The 14,559-nt window shown below is 64.1% G+C and carries 13 protein-coding genes; 8 read left to right on the top strand and 5 right to left on the bottom strand.

Translation table 11 applies throughout. The features are described 5' to 3' along the window. Positions 1 to 25: 25 nt before the first annotated feature. Positions 26 to 976 carry a LysR family transcriptional regulator gene (locus tag AB3X86_RS08865; protein ID WP_368595658.1) on the top strand — a complete coding sequence of 317 codons (951 nt, stop codon included), beginning with the start codon at positions 26 to 28 and terminating at the stop codon, positions 974 to 976. Between the two features lie 64 nt (positions 977 to 1,040). After that, positions 1,041 to 1,445 carry a DUF3224 domain-containing protein gene (locus AB3X86_RS08860; RefSeq protein ID WP_368595657.1) on the top strand — a complete coding sequence of 135 codons (405 nt, stop codon included), beginning with the start codon at positions 1,041 to 1,043 and terminating at the stop codon, positions 1,443 to 1,445. Between the two features lie 105 nt (positions 1,446 to 1,550). On the opposite strand, the gene AB3X86_RS08855 is transcribed toward AB3X86_RS08860, so the two are convergent. Further along, positions 1,551 to 3,818, bottom strand: a complete 2,268-nt coding sequence (locus AB3X86_RS08855; RefSeq protein WP_368595656.1) for a glycoside hydrolase family 3 C-terminal domain-containing protein — start codon at positions 3,816 to 3,818, stop codon at positions 1,551 to 1,553. Positions 3,819 to 4,017: 199 nt separating this feature from the next. Between AB3X86_RS08855 and AB3X86_RS08850 the strand changes: the two genes are divergently transcribed. Further along, on the top strand, positions 4,018 to 5,037 hold the full coding sequence (locus tag AB3X86_RS08850) for a helix-turn-helix domain-containing protein (protein WP_368595655.1): 1,020 nt from the start codon (positions 4,018 to 4,020) through the stop codon (positions 5,035 to 5,037). A 7-nt stretch (positions 5,038 to 5,044) separates the two neighbouring features. Further along, on the top strand, positions 5,045 to 5,656 hold the full coding sequence (locus tag AB3X86_RS08845) for a hypothetical protein (RefSeq protein WP_368595654.1): 612 nt from the start codon (positions 5,045 to 5,047) through the stop codon (positions 5,654 to 5,656). Positions 5,657 to 5,667: 11 nt separating this feature from the next. On the opposite strand, the gene AB3X86_RS08840 is transcribed toward AB3X86_RS08845, so the two are convergent. Next, on the bottom strand, positions 5,668 to 6,591 hold the full coding sequence (locus AB3X86_RS08840) for a LysR family transcriptional regulator (RefSeq protein ID WP_176120901.1): 924 nt from the start codon (positions 6,589 to 6,591) through the stop codon (positions 5,668 to 5,670). A gap of 183 nt (positions 6,592 to 6,774) precedes the next feature. Between AB3X86_RS08840 and AB3X86_RS08835 the strand changes: the two genes are divergently transcribed. The 3 genes from AB3X86_RS08835 to AB3X86_RS08825 all read left to right on the top strand — a co-directional run bounded on the left by AB3X86_RS08835 (position 6,775) and on the right by AB3X86_RS08825 (position 10,227). Next, the gene (locus AB3X86_RS08835; protein ID WP_368595653.1) at positions 6,775 to 8,064 is read left to right on the top strand and encodes an MFS transporter; all 1,290 of its coding nucleotides are present in this window, start codon (positions 6,775 to 6,777) and stop codon (positions 8,062 to 8,064) included. 74 nt (positions 8,065 to 8,138) lie between these two features. After that, the gene (locus tag AB3X86_RS08830) at positions 8,139 to 9,674 is read left to right on the top strand and encodes a M81 family metallopeptidase (protein WP_368595652.1); all 1,536 of its coding nucleotides are present in this window, start codon (positions 8,139 to 8,141) and stop codon (positions 9,672 to 9,674) included. A gap of 217 nt (positions 9,675 to 9,891) precedes the next feature. Continuing rightward, positions 9,892 to 10,227, top strand: coding sequence for a DUF4148 domain-containing protein (locus tag AB3X86_RS08825; RefSeq protein ID WP_368595651.1), 336 nt, complete (start codon positions 9,892 to 9,894; stop codon positions 10,225 to 10,227). A gap of 126 nt (positions 10,228 to 10,353) precedes the next feature. Here the strand turns inward: AB3X86_RS08825 and AB3X86_RS08820 are convergent, their stop codons facing one another. After that, complete coding sequence (locus AB3X86_RS08820; protein ID WP_368595650.1) at positions 10,354 to 10,632, bottom strand: hypothetical protein; 279 nt, start codon at positions 10,630 to 10,632, stop codon at positions 10,354 to 10,356. A gap of 589 nt (positions 10,633 to 11,221) precedes the next feature. On the opposite strand from AB3X86_RS08820, the gene AB3X86_RS08815 reads away from it, so the two are divergent. Continuing rightward, positions 11,222 to 11,833 (top strand): hypothetical protein, encoded by a 612-nt coding sequence (locus AB3X86_RS08815; RefSeq protein ID WP_368595649.1) that lies wholly within the window; start codon positions 11,222 to 11,224, stop codon positions 11,831 to 11,833. Positions 11,834 to 11,915: 82 nt separating this feature from the next. On the opposite strand, the gene AB3X86_RS08810 is transcribed toward AB3X86_RS08815, so the two are convergent. Continuing rightward, positions 11,916 to 13,226 carry an MFS transporter gene (locus tag AB3X86_RS08810; protein WP_368595648.1) on the bottom strand — a complete coding sequence of 437 codons (1,311 nt, stop codon included), beginning with the start codon at positions 13,224 to 13,226 and terminating at the stop codon, positions 11,916 to 11,918. A gap of 178 nt (positions 13,227 to 13,404) precedes the next feature. Then, the gene (locus AB3X86_RS08805; RefSeq protein ID WP_368595647.1) at positions 13,405 to 14,499 is read right to left on the bottom strand and encodes a tartrate dehydrogenase; all 1,095 of its coding nucleotides are present in this window, start codon (positions 14,497 to 14,499) and stop codon (positions 13,405 to 13,407) included. Between the last annotated feature and the right edge of the window lie 60 nt (positions 14,500 to 14,559).

The following is a 14,559-nucleotide window of genomic DNA, read 5'->3' as shown; positions in this document are numbered from 1 at the left end:
CCCATCATTCAAATCGTTTAACGTCATGGCCAACATCATTGAAAATGATTTTCGGCGCTTCGACCTGAACTTGTTGCTGACCTTCCGCGCGCTGCTGGAAGAGCGCAGCGTCACGCGTGCCGCGCAGCGGCTGTTTCTTGGCCAACCGGCCGTCAGCGGCGCACTGAAACGCTTGCGCGAGACCTTCGGCGACGAGCTGTTCGTGCGCACGCCGCAGGGCATGACGCCGACGCCGCGCGCGCTCGAACTCGCGCGGCAGATCGAGCCATTCCTGCAATCGCTGCATCAGGCGCTCACGCAGCCGTCCGTGTTCGATCCGGCCCGCGCGCAGCGGGTCTTCCGCATCGGCCTCAGCGATTCGCTCGAACTGCTGCTGATGCCAGAGCTCATGGCGCGCCTCGCCGTCGCAGCGCCCGGCGTGAAGCTGATCGCACGCTCCACCGATTCGACGCGCGCCGCCGCGATGCTCGACGATGGCGCGATCGAACTCGCAGTCGGCGTGTTCCGCGAGTGCGTGCCGTGGCAGCGACTCATGCCGCTGTTTTCATGGCGCTTCGTGAGCGTCTACAACCCGAAGCTGGTCAAGACGCGTCGCAAGCATCTGTCGATGGACGAATTTCTGCGCCACCGCCACGTGCTGACTTCGTTCAGCGCCGAGCTGCGCGGCTTCATCGATGAACGACTGGAGCTGCAGGGACTGAAGCGCAAGGTCGTGTTTTCGAGTTCGAACTTCGCGACCAGTCCGTTCATCGTGCAACGCACGGCGGCGATCGCGACCGTGCCGGAGTTCATCGGCCGCGTCTGGCGCGATACGCTCGGTCTCGCGCTCAGTCCGTTGCCATTCGAAGTGCCGGGCTACGAGGTTTCGTTGATGTGGGCCGCGGCGCACGATCAGGACCCGGCGTTGGTGTGGTTGAAGCGCGAGTTCGCGGATGCGTTCGGCACGGCTGACAGCACGGCGCCTGCGGCTAATTGACAGCGACGTGTGCTACGGTTCGGAAACGTCACGTTTCGCCCGTTCAAGCCAGGAGGAAATCCCGATGACTCAGCACATCGCAAAAGGCACCTTCATCGTCTCCCTTCAACCGATGCCGTTCGAAAACGCGGAGGCCGAATCGAAGCTAGGCCGCATGTCGATCGACAAGCAGATCTCCGGCGATCTCGCCGCGACCACCCAAGGGCAAATGCTGAGCGCGATGACGAACGTCAAAGGCTCGGCTGGCTATGTCGCGCTCGAACAGGTCAGGGGCACGCTGGCGGGCAAGCAGGGTACGTTCGTGCTGCAGCATATCGGCGTGATGAATCGCGGTGCTGCGTCACTGGCGGTGACGGTCGTGCCCGATTCGGGCACGGGCGAGCTGAGCGGCATTGAAGGCGAGTTCAAGATCGACATCGTCGATGGCGCGCATTCGTACGAGTTCGCTTATCGGCTGCCTGGCGGTTGACGTGCCGAACCCGGAACGGCCACGACACGAGCTAGCCGGGCAGGCAGGACACGGAGCGAGACCCCGTACCCTGCTTCGCGGCTTTCTGGTTCAACACCTCGGCGCTCAATGCCCCGCGATCGTCACCGATGCCGTCAACGCATTCGGATCGCGCGAAGAAGCCCCCGCGATCATCTGATAGACGCCGCCGTTGAGCTTCCACGCGTGGTTGGTCGCGTCCCACGTCGACAGCAGCTTCGGCGCAATCGATACGCTGACCTGCTGCGACTGCCCCGCCTCCAGCGCGACCTTTTGCCAGCCGACCAGGCGCTTCGGGGGTTCGCCCAGACCGCTCGGCAACGCGGCATAAACTTCGGCGATTTCCGCGCCCGCGCGTGAGCCCGTATTCTTGACGTTGAAGGTCACAGTCACATTGCCACTGGCATCCACTTGCGCGTTGAGGCCCGAGTAGCTGTAGCTGGTATAGGACAGCCCATAACCGAACGGGAACAGCGGCGCGATCTGCTTGCCGTCATACCAGCGGTACCCCATGAAGAGCCCTTCGCTGTAATTGACGGTCGTATCGGTGGCCGAGATCGTCGGCTGCGGCAGATCCGGGTCCTGCATCGGGAACGTAATCGGCAATTTGCCGGATGGATTCACGGTGCCGAACAGCAGATCGGCAATCGCCTGGCCGCCCTGCACGCCCGGATACCAGGCTTCGAGCACGCCATGCACGTTGCCGAGCCACGGCATCAGCACCGGGCTGCCGTTTTCGAGCACGACGATCACGCGCTTCGCTTGCGCCGCGACCGCGGTGATCAACGCGTTTTGATCGTAGCTCTGGTTATAACTGTCGGTCGCATTGCTCGGCAGGCTCAGACTTGGCAGATCCGCGCCTTCGCTTTCCCATTGCGTCGCGAACACGATCGCCACGTCCGCCTTCGCGGCCGCGGTGGCCGCCGCCGCCGCGTTCGTGCCGTCGGCAAAGGTCACGCTCGCGTTCGGCGCCTTTGCCTGAATCGCGGCTAGCGGTGCCGACTTGTACCACGTCGCGCAGGTGCTCAACAGCGGCGACGGCGACACGCAGCCGGACACCGCGTTGCCCGTGGCCGCCGGCACGGCGCCCGAGCCGCCGCCCGACAGCACGCCCGCATCCGCGTGACCGCCGATCACCACGATCGACGACAACCCCGCCGCGTTCAGCGGCAGCACCGCCTGCGAATCGCCGCTCGCCACCGCGTTCTTCAACAACACCGACGATTGCTGCGCGACCTGCAACGCCAGCGCATTGCCCGCGGTTTGGTCGACACTTCCGCCGGTGGTCGGCGGCGAATCGAAGACGCCATAGCGGATCATCGTGCGAAGCTTGCGCTGAACCATGTCGTTGAGTCGCGACATTGGCACGCTGCCGGCATTGACCGCGCTCGTCAGCGCGGTGTTGAAATAGGACGTCAGCGTGAAGCCTGGAATCGACGCTCCGCCGCCGAGATCGCCGGGCTCTTCTTCATCGAGGCCGGCCAGCGCCGACGCGACGGTACTGTGCGTGGCGGTCCAGTCCGATTGCACGACGCCCTTGAAGCCCCACTCGTTCTTCAGCACGGTGGTCAGCAGATACGGGTTTTCGCACGCATACACGCCGTTCACCCGGTTGTACGAACACATCACGTTGCCGGGCGTGCCCTGCGTGACGCCGAGTTCGAAGGCGAGCAGCTCGGTCTCGCGCATCGTGCGTTCGTCGACGACCGAGTTGCTCGTCATGCGGTTCGTTTCCTGGTCGTTCATCGCGTAGTGCTTGATCGTCGCGATGACGTTCTGCGCCTGCGTGCCGATCGTGCGCGCGGCGCTCAGCGTGCCGGTCAGTACCGGGTCTTCGCCCATGTACTCGAAGGTGCGGCCATTGCGCGGTTCGCGCGCGAGATTGACGCCGCCGCCGAGACCTTCGCCATAACCGAGCACGCGCAACTCCGTCGCGATACGCGCGCCGTATTCGTTCGCGAGCGTCGGGTCCCAGCTTGCGGCGAGCGCCACCGGCGCGGGCAGCGCCGTCGCATTCGAGTTGACGACATTGACGCCGCCCGCCGAATCGGCCATTGCAAGGCCCGGAATGCCAAGCCGCGCGATGCCGGGAATGTAGCCGGCTCCGTTGACGCCGGCCGGATACGGACCGCCGAGTCCCGCGTTGGGGATGCCGACGCCGTGCACGAGCTGGATCTTTTCGGCGGTCGTCATTTGCTGGACCAGCGCGGCGGCACGCGCATCGGCGCGTGCACCGGGATCGCTCGGCAACGGCGGGTCACTGAGGCTGCTGCCATTGCCGCAGGCGGCGAGTACCACCGCGACACCGCAGGCGATGGCGCTTGCGGCAAAAGGTATCGTCAGCTTGCTTCTCATCGTCTCGCTCCGGGTTGTCGTTGTCGGTCATGTGATTTGCATTGCATAACGTTGTCGTCCTGTTACGCTTAGCGCTCGCGGTAATGCGCCGAAAGAAATTCTAGGGATGCGCTCGAAGCGCGCTTGACCGATGGGTGCAGCACTTGACCGATGAAGAGTCAGGAAAACCCGCAGACAGGTTTCGACCGGAGGAGGCACAGTGGATTTGCGTCAGAAGTCCGTTTCAGCGCGCATCTATCGAGGATTGCTCGACGCGGCGGAGCGTGAGGGTCTCGATCGCACCAAAGTGGCTCACGATATCGGCATCGCGGAGGCAGACATCGCCGCAGCGGATGCGCGGGTCCCGGGCGACAAACACGTCGCAACGCTGCGGCTTGCGGAAAGCTGTCTGATGCGCGGCGCGCCCGAGGGCGACGTGCTGGATAGTCTGCTGTATTTCCCCGAGCTCGCCGGCGTGCTCTGCAATAGTCCGACGCTGCGCGATGCGTTGCGCAATTACGTCACCTACCGCGACCTGATCGGTAATGTCGACTGGCTCGTCGTGCAGGAGCACGGCGACGAAGTCGCTTTCGAATACGTGACGGAAGGCGAAGGTCGCAACGCATCGAGCGCGCTCGGCAATTTCGCGCTGATCGCCAGAGTGGCGAAGCTCTACGACGCGCGCCTGCGCGTGCGCGACGCAGGCATCACCGATGCGCGGCTCGGTGCGTTCGGCGCGCTGTGCGGGACGTTGGGCGTGCGCGTTCAACTCGATCAGGCATGCAATCGGATGGTGTTGCAGTCGTCGGCGCTGGACCGCGCGTTCGAGGTCTACAACGCGCCGCTTTCGAAAATTCACATGCATGCCGCGGACGGCATCTTGCAGCGGATTCGCGAGGAGGGCCGCTTTTCTCCGACGGTCGCGCGATGTCTGCGTGACGTGCTGCGCGAGCAGGCGGATGCGATCGATCCCAAGAGCCTGCAGACGATCGTCTGCGAGCGGTTGTCGCTGACGCGCTGGACGTTGCAACGCAAGCTCGCCGCGGAGCGCAAAACCTTCAGCGAGGTGCTGACGCAAACGCGCATCGACGAAGCACGTGCGCTGCTCGCGCATACGCCGATGCCGATCAGCGAGATCAGCGAGCGGGTCGGCTTTGCATCGACGACCGCGTTTACGCGGTTCTTTACGCGCGCATGTGGAGCACCGCCGGCACGATATCGAGGACAGTGCCGCGTGTGATCCTCCTATGATGCGCATCTTTCAGGACATGACCCGACTGTTCGGCGTCATGGGGGCGATCGTTTCGCTGGTCGCGTTTCTGCCTTATGGACTTGCGATCTGGCGCGGCACCGTACGTCCGCATCTGTTCACGTGGCTGGTCTGGTCGGTCGTCACGGCGATTGCGGCGGTCGGGCAATTCGTCGCCGGTGCAGGCCCTTCGGCGTGGTCTACCGCGGCGATCGCGGCCACCTGCTTCTTTGTTCTCGTCGCGAGCGTCTTTCGGGGTGAACGGCGGCGCACCGCTTTCGATTGGCTTTGCCTCGTCGCTGCGTTGTCGGCTATTCCGCTCTGGATACTCACCAATGATCCGACTTGGTCGATCTGTCTTGTCACGCTGATCGAACTCGTCGGCCTGGGGCCGACGGTGCGCAAGACCATTCTTGATCCGTGGAGTGAGAGTCTTTTGTACTTTGCGCTATGCGTTCTTAAATACGCGCTCGCGATTCTTGCGCTGCCGAAATGGAGTGTGGCCGTGGCGTTTTATCCGGCCGTGAATATCGTGGCGTCCATCGGGGTCTGTTCGTTGATGATGGTGCGCAGGCGGCAGGTGGGGGCCTATTGCGCGCGGTCGCAGTGAATCAACCCGATTCACCTTTGCGCGCCGCCCCCAAACATCGTCATGCGCTGCAAGATCCACGCGAGCAGTTCGTGCGCGGCCGCGACGAGCGGCCGCCCGGATTTCACCAGCACGCGCGCCTTCGTGCCTAAAAACAGCGCGTGGTCGATCGGCACGGTCACCAGCTCGCCAGCCTGAATCTCGCGCGAGGCCGCGAACTCTCCGATCAGCGTCGCAAAGTTTTCATCGGCGACAAACCGCTTGAGTGCCGTTAGCGAATTGGTGGTGAGCGTCGCGCGGATCTCAACGTGTTCGACGAACGCGAGCATCGTTGCGAGGTGCCCGATGCCGAACGTGCTCGGCATCAACGCCAGCGGCCACGCGAGCAGATCGTCGATCGTGGCGGGCTTGCCGCGCCGCGCGAGAGGATGGTCGCGGCGCACCAGCAACACCACGGGCTGCGCGGAACTCGCGCGGTATTCGACGCGCGGATGCGGCGGCGGATTGAACGCGAGCCCGATATGGGCGCGGCTTTCCGCAACCGCGTCGAGCACGTCGTCGACCGGCAGCACGGTGAGGCCGATATCGACCTTCGGGTATTGCACACAGAACGGCGTGATGACCTCGGCAATCAGCGCATCCACGTAACCCTCGCTCACGGCCAGATCGACGCGGCCTTGCTGCAAGCCGCGCAACGCGTGCAGCTGGTCCTCGAACTTCTCCTGCTGCGCGCGATAGCCGCGCCAGAACTCCAGCAGATGCGCGGCGGCCTCGGTGGGCCGGACGCCGCGCGCCTGCCGCTCGAACAGCTGCACGCCCAGTTCGTCTTCGAGCAGCTTGATCTGCCGCGTGATCACCGAGGGCGACGTGTTGAGGCTGTCCGCGGCGCCGCGGATCGTGCCGTGCCCGAGCACCTCATGGAAATAGCGCAGCCGCTGCTGATTGATTTCGCGCATCACATCCTCGTTAGCCTTTGGCCCGTTGCTCTTTCAGGAACGATATGTGAACTTTGTTGCTCTTGCTAGCAAGGATTGCCCTGGTCAGGATGGTGTTGCGCACGATGCGCATCACATCTATTGCATGCGGCCAGAGCAGGCGCCAAAGCGCTGCCCCCGGTCGACACACATTCGGAGACAGACATGGCGGCCATTGTTCCGACCGCGCGAGGCGGCGACGCTTCGGCGCTCTATAGCAAGATCAACGCGCGTTTGCTGCCGTTTCTTCTGATCTGCTATCTGTTTGCTTACCTCGATCGCGTGAACGTCGGCTTCGCGAAGCTGCAGATGCAGACCGATCTCGGCTTCTCCGATGCCGCTTACGGTGTGGGCGCGGGCATCTTCTTCATCGGCTATGTGCTGTTCGAGCTGCCGAGCAATCTGCTGCTGCCGCGCATTGGCGCGCGCAAGACTTTCGGCCGCATTCTCGTTCTCTGGGGCATTACATCGGCCTGCATGCTGTTCGTGCGCAGTGTGCCGGCGTTCTACGCGATGCGCTTCCTGCTCGGCGTGTTCGAGGCCGGCTTCGCGCCGGGCATGATCTTCTATCTGTCACGCTGGTACGGGCCGTCGCGCATGGCGCGCGCGATTGCGATGGTGTTTCTGGCCGGGCCGATCGGCGGGATAGTCGGCGGGCCGGTTTCGGCGGCGCTCATGAGCACGCTCGCGGGCAAGGCCGGGCTCGCCGGCTGGCAATGGATGTTTCTCGTCGAAGGCCTGCCGTGCATCGTGCTCGGCATCGCGACCTTCCTCTATCTGCCTGACCGCCCGGCCGACGCCGCCTGGCTCAACGACGCCGACAAGCGTCAGCTCGAGGCCGAAGTCGGCGTGGCGCAGGCTCATGCCACTTCGTTTCGGCATGTGCTGCGCGACCGCAAGGTCTATGTGCTGGCGTTCGCCTACTTCTGCATCATTGCTTCGATCTACGCGATCAGCTTCTGGCTGCCCGCCATCCTGAAGGCCCAGGGCGTAAGCGACCTGATCACGCTCGGCTGGTACACGTCGATTCCGTACGTTGCCGCGGCGGTGGGCATGCTCTATATGGGCTCACGTTCGGACCGGCTCGGCGAGCGACGCCTGCATTGCGCGGCGCCTGCGGCCGCCGCCGCGTTGCTGCTGGCAGCTTGCGCGGCCGCGGGCAATCATCTCGCGCTCACGCTGACGCTGCTCACACTCGTGACGATGGCGCTGTGGATGGCCTACACGGTCTTCTGGGCGATTCCGCCCGAGTACGTCAAGGGGCCGGCCGCCGCGGGCGGCATCGCACTCATCAACACCATCGGGCTTTCTGGCGGCTTCTGGGGGCCCGCGGCCATCGGCTGGATCAAGACGGCCGCCGGCAGTCTTCAGCCGGCGCTGCTCGCAATGGCTGGCGTGTCGCTGCTTGCCGCGCTGCTGATCTTTCCGCTCCGGCTCGCTGCCACGAAGCCCTGACCTTGTGCCGCGCTTTCAAGGAGCGCCACGAAATCCTTTCGATTAGCCATCCTTTATCAACGAGGTAACGGGAAATGAAGATTCTCATCGCAGGCTTCCAGCACGAAACCAACACGTTCGCCCCGACCAAAGCAAGCTGGCAGAGCTTCGTTCAGGGCGAGGGCTTTCCGCCGCTCGCGCGCGGCTCCGGCGTGCTGGCGCTGCGTGATGTGAACATCCCCGCCGGCGGCTTCATTCAGGCGGCGGAAGCGGCGGGCCATACGCTCGTGCCGGTGATCTGGGCAGGCGCGAGCGCCTCCGCGCATGTGACAGAAGACGCCTACGAGCGCATCGCGGGCGAAATCGTCGAGGCCGTGCGGCGTGGCGGTTTCGACGCCATCTATCTCGACCTGCACGGCGCGATGGTCGCCGAGCATCTCGACGACGGCGAAGGCGAACTGCTCGCGCGCGTGCGGGCGATCGTCGGCCGCGAAATCCCGGTGGTGGTCTCGCTCGATCTGCACGCCAACGTAACCGAAGAGATGTTCGCGCACGCGGATGCGATGGTCGCGTACCGCACCTATCCGCATGTCGACATGGCCGAGACCGGCGCTCGCGCCGCGCAAATCCTGATGCGCCTCGCAAAAGAGCCGGAGCGTGGCCTTAAGCACGTCGTGCGCCGCATTCCGTTCCTGATCCCCGTCAACGGCATGTGCACGCTCGCGCAACCGGCGCGCGGCACGTACGATCGTCTCGCGGCAATGGAACGCGACGGCGTCGTCTCGCTGTCGTTCGCGCCAGGATTTCCGGCGTCCGATTTCCCCGAATGTGGCGCGGCGGTCTGGGGCTACGGCTTCGACGAGGCCGCCGTGAGCGCCGCCGTCGATGCGCTGGCCTCGACCATCGTCGCGCAGGAGCGCGACTGGGAAGTGCGCTTCCTCGACCCAGACGCCGCCGTGCGCGAAGCGATGCGGCTTGCCGAACATGCGACTCGCCCCGTCGTGATCGCCGATACGCAGGACAACCCGGGCGTGGGCGGCGATTCGAACACGATGGGTCTCGTGCGCGCGCTGCTGCGTCACGGTGCGAGCGACGCCGCCGTCGGCCTGATCTGGGACCCACGCGCGGCGGCGAAGGCACACGAAGCAGGGCTCGGTGCGACGATCAAGCTCGAACTCGCGGGCGGCTCCGGCGTACCTGGGGACGCGCCGCTCGCCGGGCGCTTCGTGGTCGAGCACCTCTCCCACGGACGAGTGCGCTTCGATGGCCCGATGATGAACGGCATGTGGACCGACATCGGTCCGGTGGCGTGCCTGCGCATCGACGGCGTCAGGATCGCGGTCAGCTCGGTCAAGATGCAGATCTTCGATCGCAATCTCTATCGCGCGGCCGGCATCGAACCCGAACGGATGAAGATCCTCGTCAACAAGAGTTCTGTTCACTATCGCGCCGACTTCGACGCGATCGCCGCCGCCCATCTGGTCGCGAAAGCGCCTGGCCCGATGGCCGCCGATCCCGCCGACCTGCCGTGGCAGAGGCTCGATCCGCGCCTGCGGCTGCGGCCGAACGGCGCGTCGTTGGGCGAACTGCGCGGTAGTGCCGAGCGCCCGGCCAGTAACGGTGCGCGGTGATTTCGACGAGTTTCGTATCGTTATGTATCCATCGGGCTGACCGACAAACACCGTTGCAAAAGTCGGGGTTCGCGGAAACAGGCGGGATACATGAGGGGGTTCAAATACGTCCATGCCAGTCGGCGGTGCCGCAAAGCAAAGCGGACATCGACGCGACTGGATGCACGGGCCACGCAACCGTGGTCTGAACCAACTCAATTGCTCTCAGGTGGATACCATGAAACTCGTCAAGTCGCTGATCGTTGCCGCTGTTGTCGCTGTCCCCGTCGTTTCGTTCGCGCAGTCCAACGCGCCGGTTACGCGTGCCCAGGTTCGCGCGGAACTGGTCCAACTCGAAAAGGCGGGTTACAACCCGGCTGCGGATTACAACACCTATCCGCAGGATATCCAGGCCGCCGAGGCACGCGTGAGCGCGCTGAATAGCGCGGCGACGTCCGCATATGGCGGGTCGGCGAACGGGTCGTCGGCGGCCGGAGCTGGCGCGGTTAAGATCTCGGCGCTGTCGCAGCAACAGGACGTTGCCGGTCTCGCCTCGGTCTACGCGCATCATTGATGTTTGGCGAGCGCTGACCATGTGGGCAGCGGCAATGGAAGACGGCCCGCTTCGAGCGGGCCGTTGCGCATGCACCATCTAGTCGCTTCGACGATGTTCAACCCGCCGCAAACCTCTCTACCCTGTTCACCTGCCTCGGCAAAACGATATACATCCCCACGCCACGACAAGAATCGCGCGCAGCGCATCCGCGGCATGACCGGGCAATGAAATTCCGACATCGGCAATCGCGAGGCTTCCAGGCACCGACCAGAGATACGTCGTGAGCCCGAGCGACATCGCGCGCCAGAAGCCGAAACGTTCGGAGCCGGCGAAACCATGCGCGGCCAGGCCGCTGCGCACCATATATCCGGCCATCGGCAGACTCACCAGTAGGTAGATCGCAAGCGCGACGATCGCCGGCATCGCCGCAATCACCGTCGACCATGCCGGTGAGCTCCTCGCGAGATCAGCCGTAATCACATGCTCGGAGAATCTCATCAGCGGCACCGCCGCGTGCGGCACCAGAAAGTGAAACGCCACCTCGCTCTGTCGTCTCGTTGTCGCGCACGCTCTTTTGCCGGGCGTGACGACGTTGCACATTAGCCACGCGGAACCCCAAAGAAAGCGCAATCATTCGCGGCGCGCGATCTGAATGTGCCTTCCTTTTGTCCGATATTCATCAGGTCTGCGCAAATAGCGTGGATTACACTGGTTTTCGCCGTGCGACTTTAAAGCGTGGCTGACTCACGAAGTCACCATTGCGCGGACTTTCGTGCATCCTTTCCGCACGTATCCGCCGACACCGGGCGAAACACGACTGCCCGGCGAAAACGTTTCGTCATTCACCACTTTGGCCCCACCTCTGGTCCTTCAACCGACGGCGACCAGGCATCGCTTCGGCCATTTCATATCGACTATTTTCGTTTGATTGATCCAGGCCCCGATCCCGGCAGCCGAAGGACTGTTGCACGCCGCGATTTCATGCGCCTGATTTGCTAACAAGGAGATGAAGATGAAGACCCAGCATATAAGCGTTTGGTCGGCGGTAGCCGTTGCAATTCTGTCGCTGAGCGGCACCGCGCAGGCCGGCGGCAGGGGTGATGGTGACGGTGATGGCGACGGTGGTGGTCGCGAGGGCCTCTGCTCCAAGGCAACGCTAAAGGGACCCTATGGGTTCATCGGTCACGGAGAGATTCTTGGATTGCTCGATTCGACGAACACGCTGCATCCGTTCACGAGCCCGTTGATTTACGATGACGTCGCCCTGGTGACGTTCGACGGCAGCGGTGGTTTCACGCGCACTGACGTTGGGAACATCAACGGCGTGCCGAAAGCCGGCTCGACTACCTTCAATCCTCACCAGACCGGCACCTACACGGTGAACTCCGATTGCACCGGAACGATGTCGGTCCGCTACATTACCGGAGGACCTGTGGCGGCTGGCGTCGAGACTGACCTGAACATCGTGATCACTTCGGACGGGACGCAGATCGAATCCGTGGTCTATCGGGCGAGTGTCCCGACAGCCTCGTCGACTCCCGACTACAGCTGTCCGATGAATTGCGTGCAAGGTGTGCAGGAACACTTTGAAGGGAAGAAGGTTCTGGTCTACGGGTTCCGGTAGTCGAGTGCTAACGCATCGGATGGAGTTCACGTTCGCCGCCGGCCTTTCAGCCGGCGTCGCTCCCGTATCATCGATCTTTCGCTCAGTGACCTTGCCGCTCGCCCACCGCGGCCGGCGCATGCCTGGTCTGGCGGCTCAGCATCAGCGTCACGACCGCCGACACCGCCAACGTCGCGCCGACCACATAAAGCCCCGCCGTATAGCCACCCGTCACGTTCTTGAGCCAGCCGATCGCAAACGGCCCGACGAAGCCGCCGAGGTTGCCGATCGAGTTGATCATCGCAATCCCCGCGGCCGCCCCGGCGCCCGACAGGAACATGCTCGGCATTGCCCACAGCGGCGCCTTCGCGGCGCTGATGCCGACGTTCACGACGACGAGCGCAAGCACGATCATCAACGCGGTGCTCGCATTGCCGGCGAACACGAAGCCTACGCACGCAAGCGCGCACGGAATCACGACGTGCCATGTACGTTCGTCGGTACGATCCGAGTGCTTCGCCCAGAGCACCATCGCGATCACCGCGAGCACGCTCGGCACACCGGCAAGCAGGCCGGTTTCGAACGTGCCGAAACCATATTGGCGGATGATCAGCGGCGCCCACAAGCCGAGCGTATAAAGTCCCGCCGAGGTGCCGAAGTAGATCAGCGCGAGCGCGAGCACGCGCGGATCGCGCAACGCGCTGAGTGCGCCGGCCGTGTGGCCTGCATGCGCGTGCCGCGCGTCGGCTTCGAGCTTCAGCTTCGCGATCAGCCAGTCGCGCTCCTCGGGATGCAGCCACTCGGCTTGCGCGGGCTTGTCGGTCAGATACTTGAGCACGCATAAGCCGAGGATGATCGCCGGCAAGGCTTCGATTATGTAGAGGATCTGCCAGTCGGCGAGTCCGGCGATCGGCGGCAGTTTCATGATCGCGCCGGAAATCGGCGAGCCGATCGCGGTCGAAATCGGTGCGGCAGCCATGAACCACGCCGCCGCGACCGCGCGCTGCCGGGTCGGAAACCACAGGCTCAGATACAGGATGATGCCGGGAAAGAAGCCCGCTTCCGCGACGCCGAGAATGAAGCGCAGCGCGTAGAAGCTGTTCGGCCCGACGACGAACGCGGACGCGAGCGACACGAGCCCCCACGACACCATCACGCGAGCAATCCAGCGGCGCGCGCCGACTCTGTGCAGGATCAGGTTCGACGGCACTTCGAACAGAAAATAGCCGATAAAGAAGAGCCCGCCGCCGAGGCCGAACGCGGTCGGCGAAAGACCGATCGCCTTGTTCATCGTCAACGCGGCGAAGCCCACATTCACGCGATCGAGAAAGCTCACGAAGTACAACAGCATGACGAACGGGATGATCCGCAGCATCAGCTTGCGGGACACCCGGCTTTCGAGTTCCGAAGTCATTGTCTCCTCCTCTTGCGCGCGGCAGTGGACCGCACGCGAGCCTCGCGCCGGCCGACGTTGGGCCGAGCTAGTCGAGTCAAGGTTGGGTGCCGGCCACGTGGTGGCCGGGGCGTAGACCGTGCGCCTGGATGGCGCGCGGTTCCCGCTTGGTGCCGGTCAATTCAAGCGAAGCCGGCGTTCAAGCCGCGTTCTCCGCGGGCGTCGCCGCCTGCTCGATAAACGCGCATACGGCCGCCGTCACCTGCGCGGTCGTGGCCGTGCCGCCGAGGTCGCGGGTATGCAGCGACTTATTTGCGGTAACCGCTTCGACGGCCTGCATCACGCGCGTGGCCGCGTCGAATTCGCCGAGATGTTCGAGCAGCATCACGACCGACCAGAACGTGCCGACCGGATTCGCGAGCCCCTTGCCCATGATGTCGAACGCGGAGCCGTGGATCGGCTCGAACATCGACGGATAGCGGCGCTCCGGATCGATGTTGCCGGTCGGCGCGATGCCGAGGCTGCCCGCGAGCGCGGCTGCGAGGTCGCTGAGAATATCGGCGTGCAGATTGGTGGCGACGATCGTGTCGAGCGTGGCGGGGCGATTGACCATGCGCGCGGTCGCAGCATCGACGAGTTCCTTGTCCCACGTGACGTCCGGAAACTCCTTCGAGATTTCGCGCGCGATCTCGTCCCACATCACCATCGCGTGACGCTGCGCGTTGCTCTTCGTGATCACGGTCAACAGCTTGCGCGGGCGCGACTGCGCGAGGCGGAACGCGAAGCGCATGATGCGCTCGACGCCGGCGCGCGTCATGATCGACACGTCGGTCGCGGCTTCGATCGGATGGCCCTGATGCACGCGGCCACCAACCCCCGAGTATTCCCCCTCTGAGTTTTCGCGGACGATGACCCAGTTCAGGTCTTCGGGCTTGCAGTACTTCAGCGGTGCGTCGATGCCGGGCAAGATGCGTGTCGGGCGCACGTTCGCGTATTGATCGAAGCCCTGGCAGATCTTCAGACGCAGACCCCACAGCGTGACGTGGTCGGGAATGTCCTTGTCGCCCGCCGAGCCGAACAGGATCGCATCCTTGTTGCGGATCGCATCTAGCCCGTTGGCCGGCATCATCAGGCCGTGCTGGCGATAGTAGTCGCCGCCCCAATCGAAGTTCTCGAACTCGAACGTGAAGGCGCGCGTGGTCTTCGCGAGCGCTTCGAGCACCTGCGCGCCGGCCGGCACGACCTCCTTGCCGATGCCGTCGCCGGGAATGGTTGCGATGCGATAGGTCTTCATGTCTGCGTCCTGTGCTTGGTGAATGGCGTCAGTGGGACTCTAGCGCGATCGTCTGGGTAA

The sequence above is a fragment of the Paraburkholderia sp. BR14374 genome (assembly GCF_040948685.1).
Classification (GTDB): Bacteria; Pseudomonadota; Gammaproteobacteria; order Burkholderiales; family Burkholderiaceae; genus Paraburkholderia; species Paraburkholderia youngii.
This window is presented reverse-complemented; position numbering and strand designations above follow the sequence as displayed.